The organism is Janthinobacterium fluminis, from assembly GCF_028595325.1.
GTDB classification, from domain to species: Bacteria; Pseudomonadota; Gammaproteobacteria; order Burkholderiales; family Burkholderiaceae_D; genus Janthinobacterium; species Janthinobacterium fluminis.
In genome coordinates this window covers 21,346-46,437 of the sequence record NZ_JAQQXR010000017.1, presented here as the reverse complement: position 1 = coordinate 46,437, position 25,092 = coordinate 21,346, and the positions used below count along the sequence as shown (strand labels likewise).

20 protein-coding genes are annotated in these 25,092 nt (G+C 67.2%); 12 read left to right on the top strand and 8 right to left on the bottom strand.

Annotated elements, in window-relative coordinates; translation table 11 throughout:
• Positions 1-29: 29 nt before the first annotated feature.
• From OIK44_RS24500 to OIK44_RS24490, 3 genes are all read right to left on the bottom strand, one after another.
• On the bottom strand, positions 30-728 hold the full coding sequence (locus tag OIK44_RS24500) for a dienelactone hydrolase family protein (RefSeq protein ID WP_273674726.1): 699 nt from the start codon (positions 726-728) through the stop codon (positions 30-32).
• Between the two features lie 28 nt (positions 729-756).
• Positions 757-3,780 (bottom strand): polymer-forming cytoskeletal protein, encoded by a 3,024-nt coding sequence (locus tag OIK44_RS24495; protein WP_273674725.1) that lies wholly within the window; start codon positions 3,778-3,780, stop codon positions 757-759.
• A gap of 127 nt (positions 3,781-3,907) precedes the next feature.
• Positions 3,908-4,858 (bottom strand): RpnC/YadD family protein, encoded by a 951-nt coding sequence (locus OIK44_RS24490; protein ID WP_273674723.1) that lies wholly within the window; start codon positions 4,856-4,858, stop codon positions 3,908-3,910.
• A gap of 265 nt (positions 4,859-5,123) precedes the next feature.
• Between OIK44_RS24490 and OIK44_RS24485 the strand changes: the two genes are divergently transcribed.
• The 3 genes from OIK44_RS24485 to OIK44_RS24475 all read left to right on the top strand — a co-directional run bounded on the left by OIK44_RS24485 (position 5,124) and on the right by OIK44_RS24475 (position 6,989).
• Positions 5,124-5,630 (top strand): winged helix-turn-helix transcriptional regulator, encoded by a 507-nt coding sequence (locus OIK44_RS24485; protein ID WP_273674722.1) that lies wholly within the window; start codon positions 5,124-5,126, stop codon positions 5,628-5,630.
• An 83-nt stretch (positions 5,631-5,713) separates the two neighbouring features.
• Positions 5,714-6,448 (top strand): substrate-binding periplasmic protein, encoded by a 735-nt coding sequence (locus OIK44_RS24480; protein WP_273674721.1) that lies wholly within the window; start codon positions 5,714-5,716, stop codon positions 6,446-6,448.
• A 97-nt stretch (positions 6,449-6,545) separates the two neighbouring features.
• Positions 6,546-6,989 carry a thioesterase family protein gene (locus OIK44_RS24475; protein WP_273674720.1) on the top strand — a complete coding sequence of 148 codons (444 nt, stop codon included), beginning with the start codon at positions 6,546-6,548 and terminating at the stop codon, positions 6,987-6,989.
• Between the two features lie 40 nt (positions 6,990-7,029).
• Here OIK44_RS24475 and OIK44_RS24470 read toward each other — a convergent pair whose 3' ends face one another.
• The gene (locus OIK44_RS24470) at positions 7,030-7,491 is read right to left on the bottom strand and encodes a DUF3016 domain-containing protein (protein WP_273674718.1); all 462 of its coding nucleotides are present in this window, start codon (positions 7,489-7,491) and stop codon (positions 7,030-7,032) included.
• Positions 7,492-7,926: 435 nt separating this feature from the next.
• Here OIK44_RS24470 and OIK44_RS24465 point away from each other — a divergent pair, with 435 nt between their 5' ends.
• Positions 7,927-9,432: a response regulator gene (locus tag OIK44_RS24465; protein ID WP_273674717.1), complete on the top strand. Its 1,506-nt coding sequence runs from the start codon at positions 7,927-7,929 to the stop codon at positions 9,430-9,432.
• 13 nt (positions 9,433-9,445) lie between these two features.
• Here the strand turns inward: OIK44_RS24465 and OIK44_RS24460 are convergent, their stop codons facing one another.
• Positions 9,446-11,386, bottom strand: a complete 1,941-nt coding sequence (locus OIK44_RS24460) for a GAF domain-containing protein (RefSeq protein WP_273674715.1) — start codon at positions 11,384-11,386, stop codon at positions 9,446-9,448.
• Positions 11,387-11,514: 128 nt separating this feature from the next.
• On the opposite strand from OIK44_RS24460, the gene OIK44_RS24455 reads away from it, so the two are divergent.
• The 6 genes from OIK44_RS24455 to OIK44_RS24430 all read left to right on the top strand — a co-directional run bounded on the left by OIK44_RS24455 (position 11,515) and on the right by OIK44_RS24430 (position 19,429).
• Positions 11,515-11,862, top strand: a complete 348-nt coding sequence (locus tag OIK44_RS24455; protein WP_273674714.1) for a hypothetical protein — start codon at positions 11,515-11,517, stop codon at positions 11,860-11,862.
• Between the two features lie 90 nt (positions 11,863-11,952).
• On the top strand, positions 11,953-13,194 hold the full coding sequence (locus tag OIK44_RS24450) for a TolC family protein (RefSeq protein WP_273674713.1): 1,242 nt from the start codon (positions 11,953-11,955) through the stop codon (positions 13,192-13,194).
• Positions 13,195-13,205: 11 nt separating this feature from the next.
• Positions 13,206-14,393 carry an efflux RND transporter periplasmic adaptor subunit gene (locus OIK44_RS24445; protein WP_273674712.1) on the top strand — a complete coding sequence of 396 codons (1,188 nt, stop codon included), beginning with the start codon at positions 13,206-13,208 and terminating at the stop codon, positions 14,391-14,393.
• 18 nt (positions 14,394-14,411) lie between these two features.
• Positions 14,412-17,603 carry a CusA/CzcA family heavy metal efflux RND transporter gene (locus tag OIK44_RS24440; RefSeq protein ID WP_273674711.1) on the top strand — a complete coding sequence of 1,064 codons (3,192 nt, stop codon included), beginning with the start codon at positions 14,412-14,414 and terminating at the stop codon, positions 17,601-17,603.
• Positions 17,604-17,816: 213 nt separating this feature from the next.
• A complete protein-coding gene (locus tag OIK44_RS24435) occupies positions 17,817-18,080 on the top strand; it encodes a helix-turn-helix domain-containing protein (protein WP_273674710.1) in 264 nt (87 codons plus the stop codon).
• A 2-nt stretch (positions 18,081-18,082) separates the two neighbouring features.
• A complete protein-coding gene (locus OIK44_RS24430; RefSeq protein WP_273674709.1) occupies positions 18,083-19,429 on the top strand; it encodes a type II toxin-antitoxin system HipA family toxin in 1,347 nt (448 codons plus the stop codon).
• 578 nt (positions 19,430-20,007) lie between these two features.
• Here OIK44_RS24430 and OIK44_RS24420 read toward each other — a convergent pair.
• Entirely contained in the window at positions 20,008-20,505 is a 498-nt protein-coding gene (locus OIK44_RS24420) for a hypothetical protein (protein ID WP_273674708.1), read from the bottom strand.
• Positions 20,506-21,087: 582 nt separating this feature from the next.
• Here OIK44_RS24420 and OIK44_RS24415 point away from each other — a divergent pair.
• Entirely contained in the window at positions 21,088-21,447 is a 360-nt protein-coding gene (locus OIK44_RS24415; RefSeq protein ID WP_273674707.1) for a hypothetical protein, read from the top strand.
• 6 nt (positions 21,448-21,453) lie between these two features.
• Here OIK44_RS24415 and OIK44_RS24410 read toward each other — a convergent pair whose 3' ends face one another.
• Positions 21,454-23,544 carry a CHASE domain-containing protein gene (locus tag OIK44_RS24410; protein ID WP_273674705.1) on the bottom strand — a complete coding sequence of 697 codons (2,091 nt, stop codon included), beginning with the start codon at positions 23,542-23,544 and terminating at the stop codon, positions 21,454-21,456.
• 264 nt (positions 23,545-23,808) lie between these two features.
• On the opposite strand from OIK44_RS24410, the gene OIK44_RS24405 reads away from it, so the two are divergent.
• Positions 23,809-24,345, top strand: a complete 537-nt coding sequence (locus tag OIK44_RS24405) for a hypothetical protein (RefSeq protein WP_273674704.1) — start codon at positions 23,809-23,811, stop codon at positions 24,343-24,345.
• A gap of 27 nt (positions 24,346-24,372) precedes the next feature.
• Here the strand turns inward: OIK44_RS24405 and queC are convergent, their stop codons facing one another.
• Entirely contained in the window at positions 24,373-25,086 is a 714-nt protein-coding gene (queC, locus tag OIK44_RS24400) for a 7-cyano-7-deazaguanine synthase QueC (RefSeq protein ID WP_273674703.1), read from the bottom strand.
• Positions 25,087-25,092: the final 6 nt, after the last annotated feature.

Here is a 25,092-nt window from a genome sequence, read left to right as displayed (position 1 = left end):
GCGCGGGCCGGGCCGGCGCCGCAACGCGCCTACAGATGCTCGGCCAGGAAAACCAGCGTGTTGCCGTGGGCCTGGGCGGCCATGCGCTGCACATAGTTGTGGCGGTGGGGGCAATTGAAGCCATGCCCGGCGCCCGGATAGACATGGATTTCGACGTCGCGCTGGTCGGCGAAACACTCGGCCACGCTGGCCACGGCGGCCGGCGGGATGTGCTCGTCGCGCCCGCCAAAATGCAGTTGCAGGGGGACGGCGAGCTGCGCGGCGACGTCGAGCCGGTCCTGGATGCCGCCGCCGTAATAGGCGACGGCCGCGTCGCTGAGCCCGCGGGCGGCCGCCAGGTAGGCCAGCCGGCCGCCGAAGCAATAACCCAGGGCGGCGATCCGGCTGCCCTCGCCCGTCCACACGCGCAGGGTGGCGGCCGTGCGCCCGATGTCCGCCAGCGCCTTCTCGACGTCGGTGAGCTGCATCAATTTATAGGCGGTTTTCCAGCTTTCGTCGTCGTAGCCGAGCTCGGTGCGCGTGGCGCTGCGCCAGAACAGGTCGGGCGCCAGCACGATGTAGCCATCGGCCGCGTACTGGTCGGCGAGATTGCGGATATGTTCGTTGACGCCAAAAATTTCCTGCAACAAAACGATACCGGGGCCTTTGCCGCCATGCGGCAAGGCCAGATAGGCATCGAAGACGCCGTCGGGGGTGTCGATCTCCAACCATTGTGACGTTGTGCTCATTGCGGCTCCTATTTAAGGTTAAAAAAGATCAATACAACTCGCGCAGGTAAATCACTGGTCCGGCCTTGTAAATGCCGAACGTGGCCCGCCCCTTGGCGCTGGGAAGATACAGGCTGCTGGGGTTGGACGGCGCCTGGAATTGCAGGTCGACGCTGCCATTGTTGCCTGCGCCGGGTCCGCGCAGTTGAAACTTGCTCAAGCCGGCATCGAACACCACGTCGGCGCCGCCGAGCACCTGCAGCGCCGCCTTGCAGGCGCCGCCGGGGTCGCGCAGGTTTTTCAGACAGTTGCTCAGATTCACCGTCGCCGGCTTGACGACGCTGCTGCTGTCGGCGCTGTTGCTCAACCACGCGCCCTGGGAAGTCCAGAATTGCGCGCGCAGGCGTATCGTCAGCGGCAGCAACGCCGAGCCGTAGCTGTTCGGTATCAGCAGGCGTCCGCTGACGATGCTGATGCCCTCCTCCTTGCTGGCGGCGCCGCGCAGCGAGCTGACGCCGTCGCTGTCGCCGGCGCGCAGGAACACATCGCTGGGCAGCGAAGGGATGGCGGGGTAAATATAGCTCGGGGTCGTCGTCGACTCGCCCTTGAGGAAACTGGACGAGGCCAGGGCCACGCCGGCGCCGGCCGCGTAGCGGGGGTCGCCGGCGGGGTTTTGCGCGCCACCCGCCGCCGCCAGCCAGCCGGTGAGCCTGGCGTTACGGGTGAAGTCATTGTTGCCGGGCACGCTGCCGTCGTAATTGCTGGTGACGGCCTCGGCCGCGTTCAAGGCCGTCACGCGCACGCCGAAGGGCTGGTTCGCATAGGCAAAGCCTTTGGTGCCGGCGCAGCCCATCTGGCCGGCGATGCAGACCATGGGCACGCCCGGCGTCAACGCTCCGGCGTCCAGCACCGTCGTGTTGAAATGGTCGGGGATGAAGCGGCCGACATTGCCGCTTTTGCCCTTGGCGATCAGCGCGGCGCCGCCCTGCCGGGTCGGCGCGCCCGGGCTGCCAAGATAGCCGTCCGGGTTGGCCAGCGTCGCCTGGATCTGCAGGATGCCCACCTCGCTCCAGGACAGGTCGTTGCCGCTGGCCACGCCGGCCGCAAACGTCAGGCTGCCGGTCAGCGCGCCGGCGCTGCCGCCCGCCGGCAAGACCAGCAGCGGCGCCAGCGTGGCCGTCTGGCGCGGCGACTCGGCGCCGAAGTTGGCCGTCTTGTTGTTGCTCAGGTTGCGCGCGCTGAGCGTGGCGGAAAACGCCCTGCCCGCCCGCATGAAGACCGGGTCGGAGGGGCCGGCGGCGCCGGGGTTGTTGAGGCCCGGCGTGGCGCCGTCCCAGATGCGCTCGAAGCTGAACGAGGCGGGCGCGACGATGAGCGCGCCCGCGCCGCTGACCACCAGGCCGGCGTCGCTGCCGCTGCTGGGCGCGTAGCGGGCGCTGACGCTGATCAGGCCGACGTCGGCGTATTTCATCCATGCCCCCGTGGCGACGCCGTCGGCGTCGAAGCTGAGCATGGCCGACCCGGCGGAGGCGCCGCAGGCGCCGGGCGTGTCGGCCGGCACGCCGGCGGCGCTGTTGGCGAAGCGCGCATGGGCGCTGCCGGAGGAGGGGTTGCTGTAAGCGCAGCCGAAATCGATCAGTTTGCTGGTGCCGGCGAACAAGGGCACGCAGGATTGCTTGTCGCCGGCCGCCTGCAGGGCGCGGACGGAGAAATTGGCGGCCGCGTCGGCGACGTGGTTGGGCAGGCTGAGCACCAGGCCGCTGTCCTCGAACGCCATCTCGCAAGGCTTGGCGCTGCCCGGCGCGGCCGTGTTGACGCATTCGACGCCGTTCAGCGCCGCCGGATTCGCCAGCGCCGCCAGGTTTGCCGGCCCTTTAGTTAGCTGACGCACCGTGGCGCCGCTGTTGCTGCCGCTGGCGCCGATGGCGAACGCCTGCCCGCCCGGCGTCAGCGTCACGCTGGCGCCGCCGCCGTAGTGCGGCGCCGTGCAGGCGGCGTTGGCGCAAGCCGTCAGCGTCACCGTCTGCGGCTGGCAGGTCAGCGCCGAGCCGGGGTGGGTGATGCGGATGTGGTGCGGTCCCGCCACGGGCGGCGCAACGCAGGCCGGCCCTCTCGGCGTCGTCGTGGCGTCGTAGCCGCTGTTGTTGGTGACGCAGCTGCAGGGATTGCCCGGCGTATAGACATTGCATGTGATGTATTTTTCCACGCGGCCATGGTGGCCCAGGGTGATCCAGTCCACCCTGGCGTTGCCGCCGATATAGGCATTGGCCGGGTCCAGCGTGACGGTGCCGGCCACGACGTCGCCGGAGATGGCGTCGCCCGAGCCCATCGTCAGCGTCCGCGAGGCCGTCACGTTGCCGTTCACCTCGGTCTGGGCCGGGGCCAGGTCGACGACGGGCGCCGTCAGATTGCCATTGACGGTGCTGTGGGAGCCGAGGCTCAGCGAGGTCGTGGCCGTCAGGTTGCCGTCGACCGTGCTCTGGGCCGGCTGGATCTCGATCGTCGCCGCCATGACGCTGCCCTGCAGCGTGCTGCCCGAGGCCAGCGCGAAGCTGCCGCTGGCAAAAATGTCGCCGCTGAGCGTCACGTGGGCGCTGGTGGCGATATTCGCGCCGGAGATGCTGCCGATGACGGTCACATGCGAGGCGATGTCGATGTTGCCGCTGGCGTTCAGATTGCCCGTCACCTTGTTGCCCTGGCCGCTGTCGATGCGGATCGCGGCGGCATTGACGTTGGCGACGATGGCCTGCATTTGCTTGCCCATGCTGAAGGTGCCGCCCTTCGCCGTCAAGGTGCCGCCGCTGATGCTCAGATTGCCCGGTTTGATGTCGCCGATGTCGAGGCTGCCGTTCACCGTCAGCGCGGCGCTGCCGCTCATCGCCAGGCTCTGCTGGTAATCGAAGGTGAAGGAGCCGGCCGCCACCGTCACGGCGTAGCCGCTGGCGATGCTCATGCTGTCGGTGCTGCCGGACATGGCCAGCGTGCTGCAGCTATAGTTGCTGCCGGACAGGGTGCAGGCGGCCACGGCGCCGCCGTTGAAATTCAGGTTGCCCCCCTGTGCGATGCCGGCCATCCCGAGCAGCGCCGCCCCCAGTAAAAACCGTTTAATGCGCGCAATATTCATGGAAGCCGATTATAGAGCGGTTTCCAACAGGCATGCGCTACGCCGCCCGGAAAATCGCCGCGCGGGGCGGCCGGGGCTAAGCCTGGAACACCTCGTCGAGCGCCTTGGCACGCACGAAAGCCTTGGACCATGCCTTCAGCTCAGCCGCCGTCGCATGGGCAAGCCGCTGCCGCACAGGCGCGGGCAAGGCGCCAAAGCGCTCGGCCAACAACTGGCTCAACATCAGCACTTGTCCTTCCACTTGCCCTTCCAATCGCCCTTCCTTGCGGCCGCGCTCCAGTCCGATGCGTTCAATGGATGAAATATAAGGCATTTTCCGACTCCTTTCCTGCTCGCCGATGCGCTGCCACAGCGCGCGCTCAAGCGGCTTGGGCAGCCACATCATCCAGTCGATCACCATCAATAAATCCATGATAGCCTGCCTGTCCCAGTTTCGCTCAAGGAGCAGTGTCAGCAAACGCCATTTTTCCTCCGCGCGCCGCTCGGCCTTGCCCTTGGTGTCGCGTGCCGCCAGATAGGCGGCGGTCAGCAGCGCAAAGGGATTGGCGTCGGCCAGCAATGCTTCGGGGCGGCCGGCGAAATCGCGTAATTTGACGATAGGAAAATCAATGCCCATCCTGCAGCCGAAGCAGCTGTAGCCGAAGGCGTGCGGCTTCCAGTGCGCGCTGTCGTCGCTCAGCAGCGCCAGGCTGGCGACGGGCCGGCGGTACAGGTCGAAGATGCGGTAGTTGTAAGTGAACATGCGCTCGGCGAAGCGGCGCTCGCGCCGGCCCTGCACCTCCAGATGCAGCAGCAACCATTGCTCGCCGCCGCCGCGCAAGCTGAGTTGCACCAGTTTGTCGGCCAGGCGCTTGCCCAGCGCGGCGTCGCGCGCCACCTGCGCCAATTCCTTGTCGAGAAAAACATGTCCCCGCGACCAGTCGATTTGCTCGTAGGCCAGGGGAAAGTAGAACGCCATGAAGGCGGGGAAATAGCGCGTGACGGCGTCCTTCCACGGCGTGTCGTAGTCGTCTTTGGGCGTGCTCATCAGCGCAGTGTAGCGAACTGCCGGCAGGCCGCCTGGGTCTGGCGCAACGCCGGGCCAACAATACCATTTGCCCGGCGCGGACGGCGCAACCGGCGCAGCCCGGTCAAACGCGCCGCGCCGCAAGCAGACCAGTGGGGCAGCCCTCGCCGCCCGGATGCCGGCACGCTGTTTTACGTGCGGCGACGCGCCGCGCACGCCTGCCAAACGAACGCGATAGGCGGCGCCTGTGACGTTAAAATCATGCCCCCAAATAGCTGGAGTCGAGATGAACTGGTCGGAAATTGGCGATACGCTGTGTCCCATCGCGCGCTGCCTGGCGGTGGTCGGCGATCGCTGGACCATGCTGGTCATGCGCGAGCTTTTTTTCGGCAACCAGCGCTTCGACGGCCTGCAAGCCCAGACCGGCATGTCGCCGCACCTGCTGTCGACCCGCCTGAAGCGGCTGGAGGGCGACGGCATCCTGGCGCGCGCCATCTACCACGACAAGCCGCGGCGCTACCAGTACTGCCTGACGGACAAGGGCCGCGACCTGTATCCCACCCTGATGACGCTGGCCGACTGGGGGCGGAAATGGGGCGAGCTCGACCCGGCGCAGCCGGCCGTCGACGCCGTGCACCGGCACTGCGGCCAGCCGCTGCAACTGGGCCTCGCCTGCGCCTGCTGCGGCGAGCTGTTCGCCGCCCCCGACCTCGACCTGGCGTTCGGCGCCGCCTACAGCGCCGAACGGGCCGGGCGGGCGCAAGCGTTCCAGGCGGGCAAGGCGCGCGGCTGAGCCGGCGCGTGCACCGGTTTGCGCTACAATCGCAACGAACCTCGCGGCGACCGGTCTTTCATTCAATCACTGGGTTTGACTCGATGCACAAAGCCCTACTTCTCTGCCTCGTCCTGGCGGCGCCGTCCACCGCCGCGCCCCTGCGGGTCGGCGGCTTCGTCGTCGCCCCCATCGTCACCGGCGAGGCGACGGCGCCGCTGCGGGGCGCCCTGCGCGACTACCTGGAGCAGGAAGTGGTGCGGCGCGGCGGCGTCGAACTGACGTGGACGGCGCCGACGACGTTCGCGCGGGCGATGGTCAGCCTGCGCGACGGCAGCCTCGACATCGTCCTGCTGGTCAGCGGCCCGCGCCGCAGCAAACCCGGCGTGGGCAGTTTCAACTGGTCATATCTGCAAGCCCACCCCCACCTTGCCGTGCGCCGCGACGCGCCGCTGCAAGCCGTGCAATCGCTGCGGCAACTGGCGGGCATGGAGATCGGCTGGCTGGGCGGCTCGAAGCTGCCCGACGGCATAGACCAGGTGCCGATCAAATGGCAATTGCTGTCCTCGCCGGACTGGCAACTGATGAACCTGCGCAAGCTGCAGGCGGGCCGGGTCCAGGCCGTGTTCTTCGAGAACGAATACTCGCCGCGGCATTTCGCCCGGCAGGGCAAGATCGACATCCAGCTGCTCAAGCTGCCCATGCCCGAGCGCACCTTCCGCATGGAATATTCGCTCAAGGCCGACCCGGCCGCGATCGCCCGCTTCGACAAGGCCGCCGCGGCCGCCTTCGCCAACGAACAGTTCAAGCAATACCTGGAGCAATACATGAAGCGCTGACGCGGCTTGCCCCGGCCGCAACGGACTGGCGCGGCGCCGGCGGACTGCTAAAATGGAATTTTAGCCCGGCCCGCCGCCGCCGCGCCACGAGGACAATATGGCCCGTTTGACACTTGAATTCCCCGAAGACCAGTACTGCTACTCATCCCAGCTGACCGTGCGCGTCACCGACATCAACGGCGCCAACCACCTCGGCAACGATTCGATGATTTCCATGATCTCCGAAGCGCGCGCGCGTTTCCTCTACGAATACGGCGTGCGCGAAACGGAGGGCGACGGCACCGGCATCATCGTCACCGACCTGGCCACGACCTACAAGGCGGAGGCGCACGCGCGCGACCAACTGCTGTTCGAGGTGGGCGTAATGGACTTCAACAAATACGGCGGCGACATCACCTTCCGCATCAGCCGCCCGCGCGACCAGGCGCTGATCGCGATGGCCAAATCGGGCTTCGTCTTCTTCAACTACAAAAGCAGCCAGGTGGTGCCGATGCCCGACGAATTCCGCGCCAAGTTCCCCCAGGTGAACTGGATCGACTAGTGTCCCGGCTTGCCAGTCAGGCAATCCGCAAGCGGGGACGCTAGGGCGCCTTCGCGCCGAACTGCTTGGCGAACCACTCGTCTATCATCTTTTTCTCATAGCGCAGCCGGTCGCCCGAGGCATAGCCGTTGATGCGGTTCAGATAGCTCATATCGCTGAGCTCGTCCTTGCCGCTGCGCAGCACCTTGCCGCCCGACTCCAGCGTGTAGCGCAAGCTGATGTGCGGCCAGTCGGCGCCGCCGCGCATCACGCGGATCTCGTTGACGGTACGGCTGTTCGGCTCCTCGCGGCCGGCCAGGTCGACGTCGCTGACCTCGATGCTCAGATGCTGGTCCGCGGGCAATTTTTTCCCCAGCGACTGGAAGTGCTCGCTGAGCCCCTTCAACACCTGCTCCCGGACCGACTGCGCCGTGGGCAGGTCGGAAAATTGTTGCGGCGCGCTATAGCTGACGCTGACGTCGGCCCATGCGGCGCCGCTGGCCGCCAGGGACAACGCCGTCAAGGCGCCTCGAGAAAACCATCGCATGATCCATCCTTTCCAGTGAAGGGAACTTGAATGCCACGGCAACAAGCCGCGCCGGCGCCCATATGACCACTATAAACGTTGCCGCGCCGCGTGGCAGCAAAACCAATATTTTGTTACGTCTGTCACGCCTTGCGACATCCCGGCCGGCAAAATATTTTTCCTAAAAGTGATAAATATTGATAAAAACAAAGTATTGTCTAGCATACATATTTATTTATCATTCAACACAGTATTTTGCCCGGCAGCGCGTGCGCGCCACGCTGTTGCCGTCTAGCATCACCCGGATAATATTGCTTGTTGTTAATAGCCAGATGTCAGTCTACAATCGATTCAATGCGTCTCAAACACGCGCGCCGGACCGGACAGTGTCGTCGGCGTCGCGTCTTTGCGTCCTTTAGCGGAACTCGCCCCATGTCCTTTCTGTCCCCTGCCTCGCCCAAGCTGCCACCGTGGAAAATCCTGCTCGTCGACGATGAGCCCGACATCCACGACATCACCAAACTGACGCTGAGCCGTTTCCGCCTCGACGGCCGCAGCCTGAGCTTCGTGCACGCCTACAGCGGCGCCGAAGCGAAACAGGTGCTGGCGCGCGAGGCCGACATCGCCCTGGTGTTTCTCGACGTCGTCATGGAAAAAGAGGACAGCGGCCTGGAGGTGGCGCGCTGGATGCGCGAAGACTTGAACAACCAGTTCAGCCGCATCGTATTGCGCACCGGCCAGCCGGGCCAGGCGCCGGAAGAGCGCGTGATCGTCAACTACGACATCAACGACTACAAGGAAAAGACCGAGCTCGACCGCACCAAGCTGTTCACCACGACCTTCGCCGCGCTGCGCGCCTACCGCGACATCATGCAGGTCGAAGAGGCCCGCCTGGCGCAGCTGAACTACCGCGAGGGCCTGGAGCGCGTCATCGCCGCGTCGGCGCATATCTTCCAGCAGCGCAACCTGCGCGACTTCGCCAGCGGCCTGCTGCAGCAAGTGGTCGCCCTGCTGCGGCTGGAGACGAGCATGCTGCTGCGCCTGCGCGGCGCCAGCGCCATCAGCGGCGAGCAAGACTACGAAGTGCTGGCCCGCATAGGCGACGAGGACGGCGTGATCCTCGGTCCGGAACTGCTGGCCCAGCTCGACGACGCCAAGAGCAACAAGATCTCGCGCCTGCACGGCGACACCTATGTCGGCTACTTCCCCAACAGCAGCGGCAAAGCCTCGCTGCTCGTGTTAAAGGGCGTCGAGGAAATCTCCGCCATCGACGCGCAACTGCTGGAAGTGTTTTGCTCCGGCGTGGCGATCGCCTTCGACAATATTTTGCTGACCCAGGAAATCACCGACACCCAGGCCGAGCTGATCCTGCGCCTCGGCGACGTCGTCGAATCGCGCTCCAACGAGGCCGGCAACCACGTGCGCCGCATGTCCGAGGTGTGCCACCTGCTGGCGCGGGCGGCCGGCCTGCCGGACGAGGAAACGGCGGTGCTGCGGCACGCCGCGCCTATGCACGACATCGGCAAGATCGCCACGCCCGACGCCGTGCTGCTGAAACCGGGCAAGCTCGACGCGGCCGAATGGGAAATCATGAAACAGCACCCGGCCGTCGGCCTGTCCATCCTGGACGGCTCGCAGCGGCCCATCCTCAAGGCGGCCGCCGTCATCGCCCACCAGCACCACGAAAAATACGACGGCAGCGGCTACCCGCAGGGACTGGCCGGCCACGCCATCCACCTGTACGCGCGCATCGTCGCCGTCGCCGACGTCTTCGACGCCCTGATGCACAAGCGCTGCTACAAGGACGCCTGGCCGGTGTCGCAAGTGGTGGCCCACCTGCGCGAGGTGAGCGGCCGGCACCTCGACCCCGTCTACGTCGAACTGCTGATCGCCAATATCGACCAGGCGCTGGCGATCAACGCCCGCTTCCCCGACTGAAGCGGCGCCGGCTTCAGGTGCGGCGCACCTTCGGGAAGCGCAGCTGGTAGTGCAGGCCCCGGCCGGGCGCGCTGTCGGCCTTGACGGTGCCGCCCAGCGCCCCCGTGACGAGGTTGTACAGGATGTGCGCGCCCAGGCCGCTGCCGCCGGCGCCCCGCTTGGTCGTGAAGAAGGGGTCGAACAGCTGGCTCAGCGTGGCCGCGTCCATGCCGGCGCCGTCGTCGCCGTAGTCGAGCAGCACCTGCTCGTGGTCGAGACGGGCGACGATGCGGATCTTGCCCGGCGTCCCCTCGCCGAAGCCGTGCACCAGCGAGTTGACGACCATATTCGTGACGATCTGCGAGACGGCGCCGGGGAAGCTGTCGAGCTCGATATCCTTCGGGCAATCGACCTCGACTTCGACGGGCTTGCCCTTCAACTTAGGCTGCAGCGACAGCAGCACCTCGGCCAGGTAGTTGCCCAGGTTGAAGTGGCGCAGATTCTCCGACGACTGGTCGACGGCCACCTGCTTGAAGCTGCGCACCAGCGCCGCCGCGCGCTGGGTGTTGGTGGTCATGATGCGCAGCGTCTGGTCGATGATGGAGAAGAACTGCTGCAAACCGTCCTCGTCCAACTGGCCCGCCGCCAGTTCCTCCCTGGTCAGCTTCAGCTCCTGCACCAGGTGGCTGGTGGCCGTCACGCAAATGCCCAGCGGCGTGTTGATTTCGTGGGCCACGCCGGCCACCAGCCGCCCCAGCGAGGCCAGCTTTTCCTGCCGCACCAGCTCCGACTGCGCCTCGCGCAGCGCCGTCAGCGCCGTGCTCAGCGCCGCGTTCTGCTCCTCCAGCGTGTCCTTGGCGCAGCGCACCGCCCGCTCGGCCTGCATGCGCGCGATCGCCACCGCCACATGGCTGGCCATGAAGGCGAGGATGTCCAGGTCCGGCTGGGTGTACAGCACGGCCTCGTCGTAGCTTTGCACGATGAGGACGCCGTAAGCCTGGTCGCCCAGCAGCATGGGCGCGCCCATCCAGCTGGCGATGCGGACGTCGCCCAGCGGCTCGTCGATCTGGCCGCCGGCGACCAGGGCCGCGTAGCTGGCCGCGTCGAGCAGGCTGGCGTGCTTGCGTTCCAGCACATAGGAGCTCATGCCCATGCCGTAGCGGAAGCGTTTGACGGGCGCCTGCGCATCTTTTTCGTCGACGAAATAGGGAATGCTGATTTCCCGGCTGTCCGGGTGGTATAGGGCGATCAGGAAGTTTTTCGCGCTGACCAGGGCGCTGATAATCCGGTGCAACTGCGCATACATCTTGTCGGCGTCCCAGGCCGACGCCGACAGGCTGGCGATCTCGTAGAGCGCGCGCTGCAGCGCCTCGGCGCGGCGCCGCTCGGCCACCTCGTGGGCCAGCGAGGCCGTGCGCTCCTGCACGGCCCGCTCCAGCCGGTCGACGCTCTGCATGCCTTGCAGCGCGCTCGACACATGGTTGGCGATCAGCTCGAACAGGGCCTGGTCCTCGGCGGAAAAGGTGTGGCGCGTGTCGTAGCTCTGGATCACGATGGCGCCCAGCACCTGGTGCTGCTGGTCGAACAGCGGGCAGCCCATCCAGTGCTCGGCCGGCGTGCCGCCGCCCCAGCTGGCGCCGTCGATTTCCCGGGCCGCCTCCTGGGCCGCCGTCATCACCAGGCGGCGCCGGTTCAGCACCACCCAGGCCGTCGGCGACTGCCCCGGCGTGGCCAGCCTGGCGCCGGTCTGCGGATCGGGCGGCGCGTCGAACTCGTCGACGAAATACGGAAAGCGCACGAGGCCGTCGTCCTGGTCCAGCAGCGCCACGTAAAAATTGGCCGCGTACATGATGCGGCCCAGCGCCGCGTGCACGGCCCGCAAAAATTCCCGGATATCGCTGCAAGTGCTCGAACGCTGGCCGATTTCCAGCAACACGGTTTGCACGGCTTCCAGGCGGCTCAGACGACTTTCCATCGATTTTTCCCCATTAACAAATGCGCATGGGAAATACTATAGCCGCCAAGCGGGGACGGCCCCCGATTTTCAAGAAATATTTCTTGAAAATCGGGGTCCGTCCCCGCTCGGCATATAATGGCCGCCTGATGAAAAGAATTTTCCTGATCCTGCTGCTGTTAGCCTTGCCGCTCCAGATGTCCTGGGCCGCGGCCAGTGCCTATTGCCTGCACGAAGAGGGAAAGTCGGCCCAGCATCTGGGCCACCACAGCCACGAGCACAAGGCCAAGGCGGAAAAAACCCCGGCCAAGAAGGACAACGGCCAGCCGCACAGCGACTGCAACTTCTGCCACGGCATCGGCCAGGCCACCTTCCCGATAACGGCGCATCTGGCCGTGTTCAGCCCCGGCTCCAGTCCGGTCGAAGCCTCACCCATCTTCTACGCCTCCCACATCCCGGACGGCCCCAAGCGGCCCGACTGGCGTTCCGTCGCCTAGCCGACGGGACCGCAGGCACCACGCCACCACCTTTTCTGCGCGCGCAGCGCTGAGGTCTCGTCGAATCCTTCCCTTTATCAGGAGTATTCGATGTACCGATTTTTATTGCCATTGAGCGTGGCGGTATGCGCCATGCCGGCCGCCGCCCGCGACAGCAGCACGCAGGAGCCGGCCGCCACCCTGACCTTGCCGGCCGCCCTGGCGCTGGCCATGCGGGCCAACCCCGAGCTGTCGGCCGCCCGCCACGAGGCGGCCGCCCTGGACGGCGCCGCGCTGCAGGCCGCCGCGACGCCGAACCCGGAACTGCAAACCCTGTTCGAGGACAGCCGCCGCGCCACCCGCACCAGCACCGTCCAGCTGAACCAGACGCTGGAACTGGGCGGCAAGCGCGCCGCCCGCATGGCCGTGGCGCGCCACGGCCAGGACGGCGCCGCCATCGACCTGGCGGCGCAGCAGGCGGCCACCCGCGCCGCCGTCGCCGGCGCCTTCTTCGACGTGCTGGCGGCGCAGCAGCGCAGCGATCTGGCCGACAGCGCCGCCGCGCTGGCGCGCAAGGCCAGCGAGGTGGCGGCGCGCCGCGTCGTCGCCGGCAAGGCTTCGCCGGTCGAGGAAACCCGCGCCCGCGTCGCCGAAGCGGCGGCCCGGCTCGACGTCGGCCTGGCCGGCGGCGCGCTGGCCGGCGCGCGCCAGCGCCTGGCAGCCCTGTGGGGCAACCCGGCGCCGCGCTTCACGCTGGCCGACGGCCGCCTCGACCTGCTGCCGCAGGTGCCCGCCGCGGCCGAGCTGGCGCGCCGCCTGGCCGGCGCGCCCGCCGTGCTGAAGGCGCACAGCGCGCTGGCGCAGCGCCGCGCCATGGCCGACCTGGAGAGCCGCCGGCGCATGCCCGACCTGACCGTCAGCGTCGGCGTCAAGCGCGCCGAGGAGCAGGGCCGCAACCAGGCCATCCTCGGCCTGTCGATGCCGCTGCCCCTGTTCGACAACAACCGCGGCAATCTGCTGGAGGCGCTGCGCCGCAGCGACAAGGCGCGCGATGAATTGGCCGCCGCCGAGCTGCGCACCGGCACCGAGCTGGCCGGCGCCAGCCAGCGCCTGCAGGACGCCCGCCAGGAGGCCGCCGCGCTGCGGGACGAGATCGTGCCGGGCGCGCTAAGCGCCTACGCGGCCGCCGCCAAGGGCTTCGAGTTCGGCAAGTTCGCCTTCCTCGACGTGCTCGACGCCCAGCGCACGCTGCTGCAGGCGAACACCCAATATCTGCGCGCGCTGTCCGACGCGCACAAAGCCGCCGCCGAGATCGACCGCATCCTCGGCGCAGCGGCCCCCGCCACCGAATAAGGAAAAACACGATGCACATCCCACTGAGCAAGAAACAAGGCATCGCCATCGCCGCCATCTGCGGCGCCGGCGCCCTGCTGGCCGCGCTGATCCTGGGCGCGGCGCCCGCCGCGCCGCCGGCCAAGGCGCAGCCGGCCGCGGCCGCCGCCGAGGCCCACCACGACGAGGAGGGCAAGGTCGAATTGAGCGCGGCGCAGATCAGCGCCGCCGGCGTCGGCGTCGCCGCCGCCGGCCCCGGCCGCATCGCCAGCAGCGTCGCCCTGCCCGGCGAAATCCGCTTCAACGAAGACCGCACCGCCCACGTCGTGCCGCGCCTGGCCGGCGTCGTCGACAGCGTCCACGCCGACCTCGGCCAACTGGTCAAGAAGGGCCAGGTGCTGGCCGTCATCGCCAGCACCGCCCTGTCCGAGCAGCGCAGCGAATTGCTGTCGGCGCAAAGGCGCTTGGCGCTGGCGCGCTCGACCTACGAGCGCGAGCACAAGCTGTGGCAGGAGAAAATCTCCGCCGAACAGGACTACCTGCAGGCGCGCCAGGCGATGCAGGAGGCGGAAATCGCCGTGCGCAACGCCGGCCAGAAGCTCAGCGCGCTGGGCGCCGACGCCGGCGGCAACGGCCCGCTGAACCGCTACCCGATCCGCGCGCCCTTCGACGGCATGGTGCTGGAAAAGCACATCGCGCTGGGCGAGGCCGTCAAGGAAGACGCCAACATCTTCGTCATCTCCGACCTGTCGACGGTGTGGGCGGAAATCGCCGTGCCGGCCAAGGACCTGGGCACGGTGCGCGTCGGCGGCCGCGTCACCGTCAAGGCCAGCGCCTTCGACGCCAGCGCCGCCGGCACCATCACCTACGTCGGCGCGCTGATCGGCGAACAGACCCGCACCGCCAAGGCGCGCGTGACGATGGCCAATCCGGCGATGGCCTGGCGGCCCGGCCTGTTCGTCAGCGTCGACGTGGTCGCCGGCGCCAGCGACGCCGCCGTCACGGTCGCCGCCGACGCCGTCCAGACCGTCGAGGGGCAGCCGGCCGTTTTCCTCAAGGTGGCCGACGGCTTCCAGGCCACGCCCGTCACGCTGGGCCGCAGCGACGGCAAGCTGGTCGAAATCCTCAAGGGCTTGCCGGCCGGCGCCAACTACGCCGCCGCCGGCAGCTTCGTCCTCAAGTCGGAGCTGGGCAAAGCCAGCGCCGGCCACGAACACTGATGCGAAGGGCAAACCACCATGTTTGAACGACTGATACGCTTTGCCATCGAGCAGCGCTGGCTGGTCATGCTGGCCGTCGCCGCGATGGCCGCGCTGGGCATCTACAACTACCAGAAACTGCCGATCGACGCCGTTCCCGACATCACCAATGTGCAGGTGCAGGTCAACACGGCCGCCCCCGGCTACTCGCCGCTGGAAACCGAGCAGCGCGTCACCTTCCCGATCGAGACGGCGATGGCCGGCCTGCCGAACCTGGAACAAACCCGTTCGCTGTCGCGCTACGGCCTGTCGCAGGTGACGGTGATCTTCAAGGACGGCACCGACATCTACTTCGCGCGCCAGATGATCAACGAGCGCCTGCAGCAGGCCAGGGACAGGCTGCCGGCCGGCAGCGCGCCGGCGATGGGGCCGGTTTCCACCGGCCTCGGCGAAATCTACCTGTGGACAGTGGAGGCCAAGGACGGCGCGAAGAAGGCCGACGGCACGCCGTACACGCCGACCGACCTGCGCGAAATCCAGGACTGGATCATCAAGCCGCAGCTGCGCAACGTCGCCGGCGTCACCGAGATCAATTCGATAGGCGGCTACGCCAAGGAATACCAGGTCGCGCCGCTGCCGGAAAAGCTCGCCTCCTACGGCCTGAGCCTGCAGGACATCGTCACGGCGCTGGAGCGCAACAACGGCAACGTCGGCGCCGGCTACATCGAAAAGCGCGGCGAGCAGCTGCTGATACGCGCGCCCGGCCAGGTGCGCTCGATGGACGACATCCGCAACATCATCCTGTCGCACGTCGAGGGCGTGGCGATCCGCGTCGGCGACGTCGCCGACGTCGGCATCGGCCGCGAGCTGCGCACCGGCGCCGCCACCGAGAACGGCCGCGAGGTGGTGCTCGGCACGGTCTTCATGCTGATCGGCGAAAACAGCCGCAGCGTCTCGCAAGCCGTCGACAAGAAGATGCTCGACATCAACCGCACGCTGCCCGAGGGCGTCCACGCCGTCACCGTCTACGACCGCACCGTGCTGGTCGACAAGGCCATCGGCACCGTCAAGAAGAACCTGCTGGAAGGCGCCGTGCTCGTCATCGCCATCCTCTTCCTCTTCCTCGGCAATATCCGCGCCGCCGTCATCGCCGCCATGGTGATTCCGCTGGCCATGCTGTTCACCTTCACCGGCATGGTCGGCTACCACGTCAGCGCCAACCTGATGAGCCTGGGCGCGCTGGACTTCGGCATCATCATCGACGGCGCCGTCGTCATCGTCGAAAACTGCGTGCGCCGCCTGGCCCACGCCCAGCAGACGCGCGGCCGCCCGCTCAGCCTCGCCGAGCGCTACCACGAAGTGTTCGCCGCCTCGCGGGAAGCCCGCCGCCCGCTGCTGTACGGCCAGCTCATCATCATGGTCGTCTACCTGCCGATCTTCGCGCTGACCGGCGTCGAGGGGCGCATGTTCACGCCGATGGCGCTGACGGTGGTGATCGCCCTGCTGGGCGCGATGCTGCTGTCGATCACCTTCATCCCGGCCGCCGTCGCCCTGTTCATCGGCGCCCGCGTGGCCGAGAAGGACAATGTGCTGATGCTCGCCGCCAAGCGCTGGTATGGCCCGGCGCTCGACCGGGCGATGCGCAACACGCCGGTGGTGCTGGCCTTCGCGGCCGTCGCCGTGCTCCTGTCCGGGCTGCTGGCGACGCGCATGGGCAGCGAGTTCGTGCCCAGCCTGAACGAGGGCGACATCGCCATCCAGGCGCTGCGCATCCCCGGCACCAGCCTGACGCAATCGCTGGCGATGCAGCAGCAACTGGAGCGCGCGCTGATGAAAAACCACGCCGAGATCGCCCGCGTGTTCGCCCGCACCGGCACGGCCGAAATCGCCTCCGACCCGATGCCGCCGAATATCTCGGACGGCTACATCATGCTGAAGCCGCGCGCCGCCTGGCCGCGGCCGGAGAAGAGCCGCGAGACGCTGCTGGCCGAGATCGAGGCGACGGCGAACGGCTTGCCGGGCAATAACTACGAGTTCTCGCAGCCGATCCAGCTGCGCTTCAACGAGCTGATCTCGGGCGTGCGCAGCGACGTCGCCGTCAAGCTGTTCGGCGACGACACGGCCGTGCTCGAGGCGACGGCGGCGCAGATCGCGGCCGCGCTGGGCAAGGTCGGCGGCGCCGCCGAGGTCAAGGTGGAACAGACCGGCGGCCTGCCGATGCTGACGGTGAACATCGACCGCGAGCAGAGCGCCCGCTACGGCCTGAACATCGCCGACGTGCAGAACACGGTGGCGACGGCGATCGGCGGCCAGCAGGCCGGCACGCTGTTCCAGGGCGACCGGCGCTTCGACATCGTCGTGCGCCTGCCGGAAAACCTGCGCAACGACCTCGAACAACTGAAGCGCCTGCCGGTGGCCCTGCCCAAGGGCGAGGGCCGCGCCAGCTTCATCCCGCTGGCCGAGGTGGCCAGCCTGGCGCTGGCGCCGGGGCCGAACCAGATCAGCCGCGAGGATGGCAAGCGCCGCATCGTCATCAGCGCCAACGTGCGCGGGCGCGACATCGGCTCCTTCGTCGCCGACGCCGAGCGGCAGATCGGCCAGCAGGTGAAGGTGCCGGCCGGCTACTGGACCAGCTGGGGCGGCCAGTTCGAGCAGTTGCAGTCGGCCACGCGGCGCCTGCAGATCGTCGTGCCGCTGGCGCTGCTGCTGGTGTTCATGCTGCTGTTCGCCATGTTCGGCAAATTGAAGGATGGCTTGCTGGTGTTTAGCGGCATACCGTTCGCGCTCACGGGCGGCATCGTCGCGCTGTGCCTGCGCGGCATCCCGATGTCGATCTCGGCGGCCGTCGGCTTCATCGCCCTGTCCGGCGTGGCCGTGCTGAACGGCCTGGTGATGATCGCCTTCATCCGCCAGTTGCGCGACGAGGGCCGCACGCTGCACGAGGCCATCGTCGAGGGCGCGCTGACGCGGCTGCGGCCGGTGCTGATGACGGCGCTGGTGGCCTCGCTGGGCTTCGTGCCGATGGCGATCGCCACCGGCACCGGTGCCGAGGTGCAGCGGCCGCTGGCCACCGTCGTCATCGGCGGCATCCTGTCGTCGACGGCGCTGACGCTGCTGGTGCTGCCGCTGCTGTACCGGCTCGCCTACCGCCGGGAGGAGGACGCGGGCGCGCTTGCGGCCAGGCCGGCCGGCGCCGCGACCAGCCAAGCGACGGTGGCGGCGCCAACCTAGCCCGGATATTTCACCAGTCGTCAAACCGAAGGGCAGAAGTGCGATGGGGGCGGCTGTGTTGCGCACGACGGCCGCGCCCATCTTGAGCAGCTTGACGCGGACGAAGTCGCTTTATCCGTTTTCCAGCTATTCTCGATATATCCGTTATTCGGCTATATTGACTTTATCTGGAAACCGGCTAAAATTTATTTATCTGAATAGCGGATATTCGATATGTCGTTTGCGCCTTCCAACCATCTTCTGCTCACCGCCTCACAGCTCGGCCAGCTGCTCGTATCGACGCGCAAGCGGCACAAACTCACCCAGGCTGCGGTGGCGACCCAGCTCGGCTTGAGCCAGAATCGAATTTCGTACCTTGAAAGCCATGCCGACGAAATCAGCGTCAAGCAACTGCTCAGCTGGTGCTCGGCGCTCGAGTTGGAGTTGCACTTGGGAGAGCGCGACACATCCACCGCCAGCAGCTCGGCGGAGTGGTAGCGATGGGTCGCCGCTCGCATAGCCAAACACTTCACCTCTGGGCCAATGGCGACTATGTCGGCCGATGGACGGTCAACGCCAACGGGGACTCCGAACTGGCGTACGACGCCGGCTGGCGCGGCGCCAAGGTTGGCCGCCCCATCTCGCTGTCGTTGCCGTTCAACCTGCGCAATGAGCCGCTTAAGGGCGCCAATGTTTCGAGCTACTTCGAGGGCTTGCTGCCGGACAGCGACATCATTCGGAGGCGGGTTGCGACTCGGTTCAAGACTGGCTCGCTCGCCCCTTTCGACCTTCTCGCCGCAGTTGGCCGGGACTGTGTCGGTGCCTTGCAGCTGCTGCCTGAAGGCGGAAAACCCGAAGGACTTGGCCAGGTCGATGGTGTCGCGGTCGACGAGGATGCCATCGAGCGGCACCTGCTCGAAGTCGTGAACATGGCGCACCATGGCGCCCCGGAAGACCCCGACGACGACTTCCGGATTTCGCTGGCCGGCGCGCAAGAAAAGGACGCATTCCTCTGGTGGGATGGAAAATGGCTGAAGCCGCGTGGCGCCACGCCGACGACGCACATCTTCAAGCTCCCCATCGGAATGGTCGGCGGGAAACGGGCGGACTTCTCAAGCTCGGTCGATAATGAATGGCTGTGCCTGCGCCTGTTCAAGGAATATGGGCTGCCTACGGCAAATGCCGAGATTGCGACGTTCGGCACGCAACGGGTGCTTGTCGTCGAGCGATTCGACCGCAGGCGTTCGGCCAACGGGGAGCAGCTGTTCCGGCTCGTCCAGGAAGACTTTTGCCAGGCGACGGGAACATCCCCGCTGCTGAAATACGAAAATGACGGCGGACCGGGGTTAAAACAGATGTTCACTCTGCTGCAGCAATCGCGGGAGCGTGACGCAGACATGCGCACGCTCATGGCATCGCAACTGCTGTTTTGGATGCTGCGCGCGCCAGACGGCCACGCCAAGAACTTCAGTATCCAGCTACTCGCGGGTGCGGGCCGGTTCCAATTGACGCCTATTTATGATGTGATGTCGGGGTATCCCGTTATCGGCCCCGGTCCCAACCAGTGGACAGAACGTAAGCTCAAGATGGCGATGGCGCTCCCGGGGAACAATCGCCATTATCTGGCGCACAGCATCCAGCGGCGCCACTTCAACAGCACTGCAAAAGAGGTCGGCTATGGCGCTAACGCAGAGCCGCTGCTGCAAGATTTCATTGCCCGCACGCCCGCAATTGTAGACAAGGTCCGCGGCGAGCTTCCTGTGGGTTTTTCCGAAAAGGTTGCCGATAAAATTTTGGGCGGCCTGCTTGCCGCCGCGGACGCACTTGAAAAGATGCCGCCAGCCTAACCTGTAGCGCGCAGGGCAACAACGCGAACACGTCCTCCTCAAAGCCTTTGACTGCGCGCCGACGCGGCAGAAGTGTCCTTATAGACAAAATAGCCTGAACAGCTGCGTTTTTTTCATGAATCAGCTGTAAAGTTGGCCGTGCCTCGTACTCTGGAACCAGCCACTTATAACATGCGAGCTTGGTTAGTTCGGCCAGGCCACTAACGTGTACCTGATTCCTTTGGCCTTGAACTCTTGTTGCATCCACTGGACACGCTTCAGGACAAGTCGAGCTGGGCTTCCTTGATGTGCCGCGTCGGTGCCGAAGCCAGATCGTCGGCCCCGCCCACCGCCGTTTGCATGGCCAGATCGCGCCGCAGCACATTGTGGCCGCATACATCCTGCCAGCCGCAGCACAGTCCATAGATTTGCCGCCTCGATTACGCGCCGTCCCACCCTACCCATTTTGATTGATTCAACGGTGCAATTTGGCATCGGCGGTTTTCGCTTGTTTATTGGCTTGGTCACCTGTAACAACGCCTTCGGCACGAGGCCGCCGACCGCTACTGACGAAATATCCGGGCTAGGGCGCCGCCGCTTTACGGCTTACGGTAATCGTTCTCGATCCACGCGGCGGCGCTGCTCGCACTGAGCTTGAAGGCGGCCGAGGTACGCACCTTGGCCAATTCCTCGCCGTCCTGGTCGTAGGCGCTCAGCATCGCGTATGGATGGTCCTCGTCCGGCACGATGTCGAGCATGACCTTGATCTGGCCGTCCGCCATGCTGACATACAGGCTCTTGTGCAACTGCGCGTGCAATTGCTGCTCGTGGCGGCGCAGCACTTCCGACGCCGTCTTGACCAGCGTATTAAAGGCGTTGACGTCGAGCGGCTTCGGATTCTTCTTGTCGCGCCCCATCGTCCACGGACCGACCAGCGCCGGTTCCGGCTCGCCATCCTTGATCATCGCCACCGCCCAGCCCTCGTCCTCGTCGTTCTTGATCACGCGCGCGGTCCAGCCGTTGCCTACCCACAGGCGCGGTTCCTGGATCTTGGCGTCGTCGTCCGGCTCGGGGAAATCGGGATTGTCGGTGCTCATGTGGCGTGCTCATGTCTGAAAGATGGGGGCTGACATGATAGACCAAATTGCCGGCCCGCGCCCGCCTCGGGCGCGCCCGACCGCGCCGCGCCGGGGCGGCCCCCGGCGAGGGACGGCCGGGCGCGGCGATCAGGCGTATTCGAGCGACATCGACGGCCGTGCCGGCGGCGCCACCGGCGGACTGGGCGGCGGACGGCGCGGGTCAATGGCCGGCGCCGGCGACTGGTAGCTGAACGGGGTGATGATAATCGGTGGAATGGCCGGCGGCGCACCTTTTGGCCCCGCGCGGTAGTGCCCGGCGCCGCAACGGCGCAGCAAACGACCAGTTTCTGAGGATATCGGTTGACCCTCTATTTGCACACTCAAAAGCATCTTACCCTCCCTTCGGAAGTGGAGTTTCAGTATAGGCAGCAATTCATTTAATGCAAGGTGAAATTTGCATCGGCGCGCCGCCGGTCGGCCGCCGGCCCGCCCCATGCCGCGAAACGGCCCGCCTGTCGCACGCCGCTGGCCGCGCCAGGGCGGCGCCGCTACAGTGCCAGCATGTCCACGCCATCCACTTGTCCAAGCCAAAGGCCCGCCATGAAAAAGACCCTGCCCATCGTCGCCATCATCCTGCTCGCCATCGGCGTCCTGCAATTGCTCGATGTCGGCGACGTCAACGTCAACTGGGACGGCGAGACCATCGACGGCCCCCTCGGCGCCCTTGCCGGCTTGCTGTTCGCCGGCGGCGGCCTGCTGGCGGCGCTGCTGGGCCTGGGCATCGCCGCCGTCTGCGTCGGCGCCGTCTGCGCCGGCCTCGGCGCGCTGATGGTCGGCCTGATCGCCCTGTTCGGCGCGCTGCTGGCGGCCATCGTCACGCCCTTCCTGCTGCCGCTGCTGATTCCGCTGGCAATCCTGCTGCTGCTCGCCGCCCGCGGCCGCAAACAGAACCGGCGCTAACTGGCGCTACGAGGAGGCGGCCAGCCCCAGTTCGGCGCCGCCCTCCGTTTCGACGCGGTTGCGCCCGCCCTTTTTAGCGCAGTACAGCGCCTTGTCGGCGCGCACCAGCACGCCATCGTAGCCGGCCTCGACGCGGCGCATCGCCGCGATGCCGATGCTGACGGTGACGGCGATGCTGCCGCCCGCCACCTCCAGCGGCGTGGCGGCGATGCGCTGGCGCAGGCGCTCGGCCAGCACGCCGGCCGCCGCCAGGTCCGTGCCCGGCAGCAGAATGACGAACTCCTCGCCGCCCAGGCGTCCCAGCGTGTCGACCTTGCGGTGGCCGTCGAGCATCAGCGCCGCCACGTGGCGCAGCACGGCGTCGCCGACCGCATGGCCGTGGCCGTCGTTGATGGTCTTGAAATGGTCCAGGTCCAGCATCAGCACCGACGCGCAACTGTCGATGTCGCGCTGCAGGCGCGCGTGCTCGTCGTCCAGCCGGGCCATGAACTGGCGCCGGTTCGGCAGGCCGGTCAGGAAGTCCGTCGTCGCCAGCAGCACCAGTTCGTCGTTCATGCGCTTGCGCTCGGTGATGTCGAGCGTCGTGACAATGACGAAATCCAGGCTGTGCTCGTGGCCCGGCATCACCAGCAAGGTCAGTTCGTTTTGCCGCGCCACGCCGTCCAGGCGCACGAAGCTGCCCTCGCAGGCGAACAGCTGGGCGCCCTGGGCCAGCGCGACGACGGCGCGGGCGAACGCCGGCAGCGCGGCCGCGTCGAAATTCTGCGCCAGGCTCAGCGCCGCGGCGGCGTCGCCGGCGCCCGCCTGCGCCCGCGCGGCCCCGTTGGCGCCGACGATGCGCACCTGCGCCGCCAGCCGCGCCACCAGCTCGGGACGCAGGCGCAGGTGGTCGGCCAGGTCGGCCACGCCGGCCAGCTCCGGCGCGGCCAGCGCGGCATGCACGGCCGACCAGTCCTGCTGCCACAACGCCACCGGGGCGTTGTCGTACAGACTGCGGAAGCGCGCCTCGCCGGCGCGCCGTTGCGCCGTCAGCAGGTCGGCCTGCCGCAGCGCCGCCCTGGCGTCGGCGCGGCTGCGCGCCAGCAGCCAGGTCAGCACCGCCAGGCCGAAGCTGAGCAGCACGCCGGCCCAGGCCAGGATCCGCGGCTTGTCGCCCGCCGAGCGGTCGAAGCCGGGGCCGGCGCCGATCAGCACCGTCCAGCGCCGCCCGGCGATGTCGATCTGCCGGTGCATGCTGCGCGCCAGCCCGGCGGCCGCGCCGGGCTGGCCATCGTACATGCGGCGCGCCGCCGCGACTGCGTCGCCGTCGTAGATTTCCAGGTCGAGCACGCGCTCCGCCACGCCGCCCAGCCCGGCCATCAAATCCTCCATGTGGAATGGCGCATAAACCCAGCCGCGTATCGTCTCGCGGCGCTGCGCCAGCGTCGCGTGCGCCCGCTGGTTGTCGTACACCGGCAGCGCGACGAGGAAGCCGGCGCGCTCGCGCCCGTCGCCATCCTGCACCAGGCGCAGGCGCGCCGACAGCGTCGCCTGCCCCGTGTCGCGGGCCCGCTCCAGCGTGGCGCGGCGCACCGGCTCGTACCAGCCGTCGTAGCCGAAGGCGCGCAGATTGCTGCCGTCGAAAGGCTCCAGGTAGACGACCGGCGCGTACAGCTCGCGCTCGCCGCCGGGCTTGACGGCATAGTCGGGGAAACCTTCGCGCCGCACCATCGCGACGTGGGCGTCGCGCTGCGCGCGCGGCACCAGGCGCATGTAGCCTATGCCCTGGATGCCGGGGAAGTGCTGCGCCATCTGCTGCAGCGACAGATAGTGGCGGAACTCGGCGCGGTCGACGAAGTCGGAGCTGGCGTACAGCCCCTGCACGCCGTACAGCACCTGGATATAGGTCTGCATGCGCGCGGCGATGGCGCCGAGCAGCTCGCGCGCGCGGAAATCGAAGTCACCTTGCATCTGCCGCTCGGCGTCGTCGGCGGCGCCGCGCCAGGCGCCGTAGGTGAAGCCGAGGCAGGCGCACAGGATCAGGCAGGACAGGAAACGCGGCCCCAGCCAGTCCTGGATCGCGCCGACGGCGGGCGGCATGGAACGGATCTTGTTCATGGCACAGTCACGGACATGTACGGAGAAGCATCAGGGCGTCGCAGGGCGGCCGCCGCAGCGCCGCTCCCGGCCGGCAGCGGCCGTGGATGGGAACAATAGTACGTGACTGCGCCGGCGCTGGCAACGCGGCAATTGTCGCGATACGGCGACAGGCGCCGGCGCGCGCGCCGCCGGCAAGGGCGCACATGTATTTTTTATCAATTTCGCCGTATGATGCTCGCCTGCGCGGCGATGGCGCCGCGCACCACATGGAGTAAGCAAGCGATGAAATCGATAACAGTGCTGGCCCTGGCCGGATTGATGGCAGTATCGCCCTGGAGCCACGCGGCCACGCCGGCGCCGGCGGCGGCCCCCGCCGCCGCGCCCGACGCGGTCCAGATCAAGGCCGTGCAGGATTTGCTGGCGGCGATGCAAGCGGAAAAAATGCTGCGCATGAAGGCAGGCATGAGCAGTTATGCCAGCCCCAAACAACGCCAGGAAGTCATGGACAAGCTGGAGAAAGTGGCGCCCGAGGAAGTTTACCGGCGCCTGGCCGCCCCCGTGGCGCGCTTCGTCACGACGGCGACGGCGACGGAAATGACGCGCTTCTACGGCAGCAGCTACGGCAAGCGCGTGCTGCACCAGACCTATAACAGCGGCCCCAGCTTTTACGCCGACGCGGCGCCGAAACCGAGCGCGGCCGAAAAAACCGAACTCAAGCGGCCCGCCTATGTCGCGGCGGACAAGGCGCTGAAGGCCGCCGATGCGGCCATCCAGCACGAAGCCTTCGTTTTGCTGCAGGAAATTTCACGCAAGAAATAAACCGCCGGCGGCGGCCGGCGGCCCGGTTCAGCCCCCGGCGCGCGCCGCCGCGTATTGCTGGTAGCCGCGGGCGCGCAGCGCGCAGGCCGGGCAGCTGCCGCAGCCATAGCCCCAGTCGTGCAACTGGCCGCGCTCGCCCAGGTAGCAGGTGTGGGTGCCGCTGCGGATCAGGTCGACCAGCGCCGCCCCGCCCAGCCGCTCGGCCAGCTCCCAGGTCTGGCACTTGTCCAGCCACATCAGCGGCGTTTCCACCTTCAGGCGGGTCGCCATGCCCAGGTTCAGCGCCACCTGCAGGGCCTTCATCGTGTCGTCGCGGCAATCCGGGTAGCCGGAAAAATCCGTCTCGCACATGCCGCCGACGAGCACCGTCAAGCCGCGCCGGTAGGCCAGCGTGGCCGCCACCGTCATGAACAGCAGGTTGCGCCCCGGCACAAACGTGTTCGGCAAACCGTTTTCCTGCATCGCGATCTCGACGTTCTGCGTCAGCGCCGTGTCGGAAATGGCGGCGATCAGCGACAGGTCGATCATGTGGTCCTGGCCCAGCCGGCCGTCCCACTGCGGCGACTGGGCGCGCATTTTCTCCAGCACGGCCGGGCGCACGCTCAGTTCGATGGCGTGGCGCTGGCCATAGTCGAAACCTATCGTCTCAACCCGCGCATAGTGTTCGAGCGCCCAGGCCAGGCAGGTGGTGGAGTCTTGGCCACCGCTAAAGAGCACCAGGGCGGTATCAGTTGCGAGCATAATTTT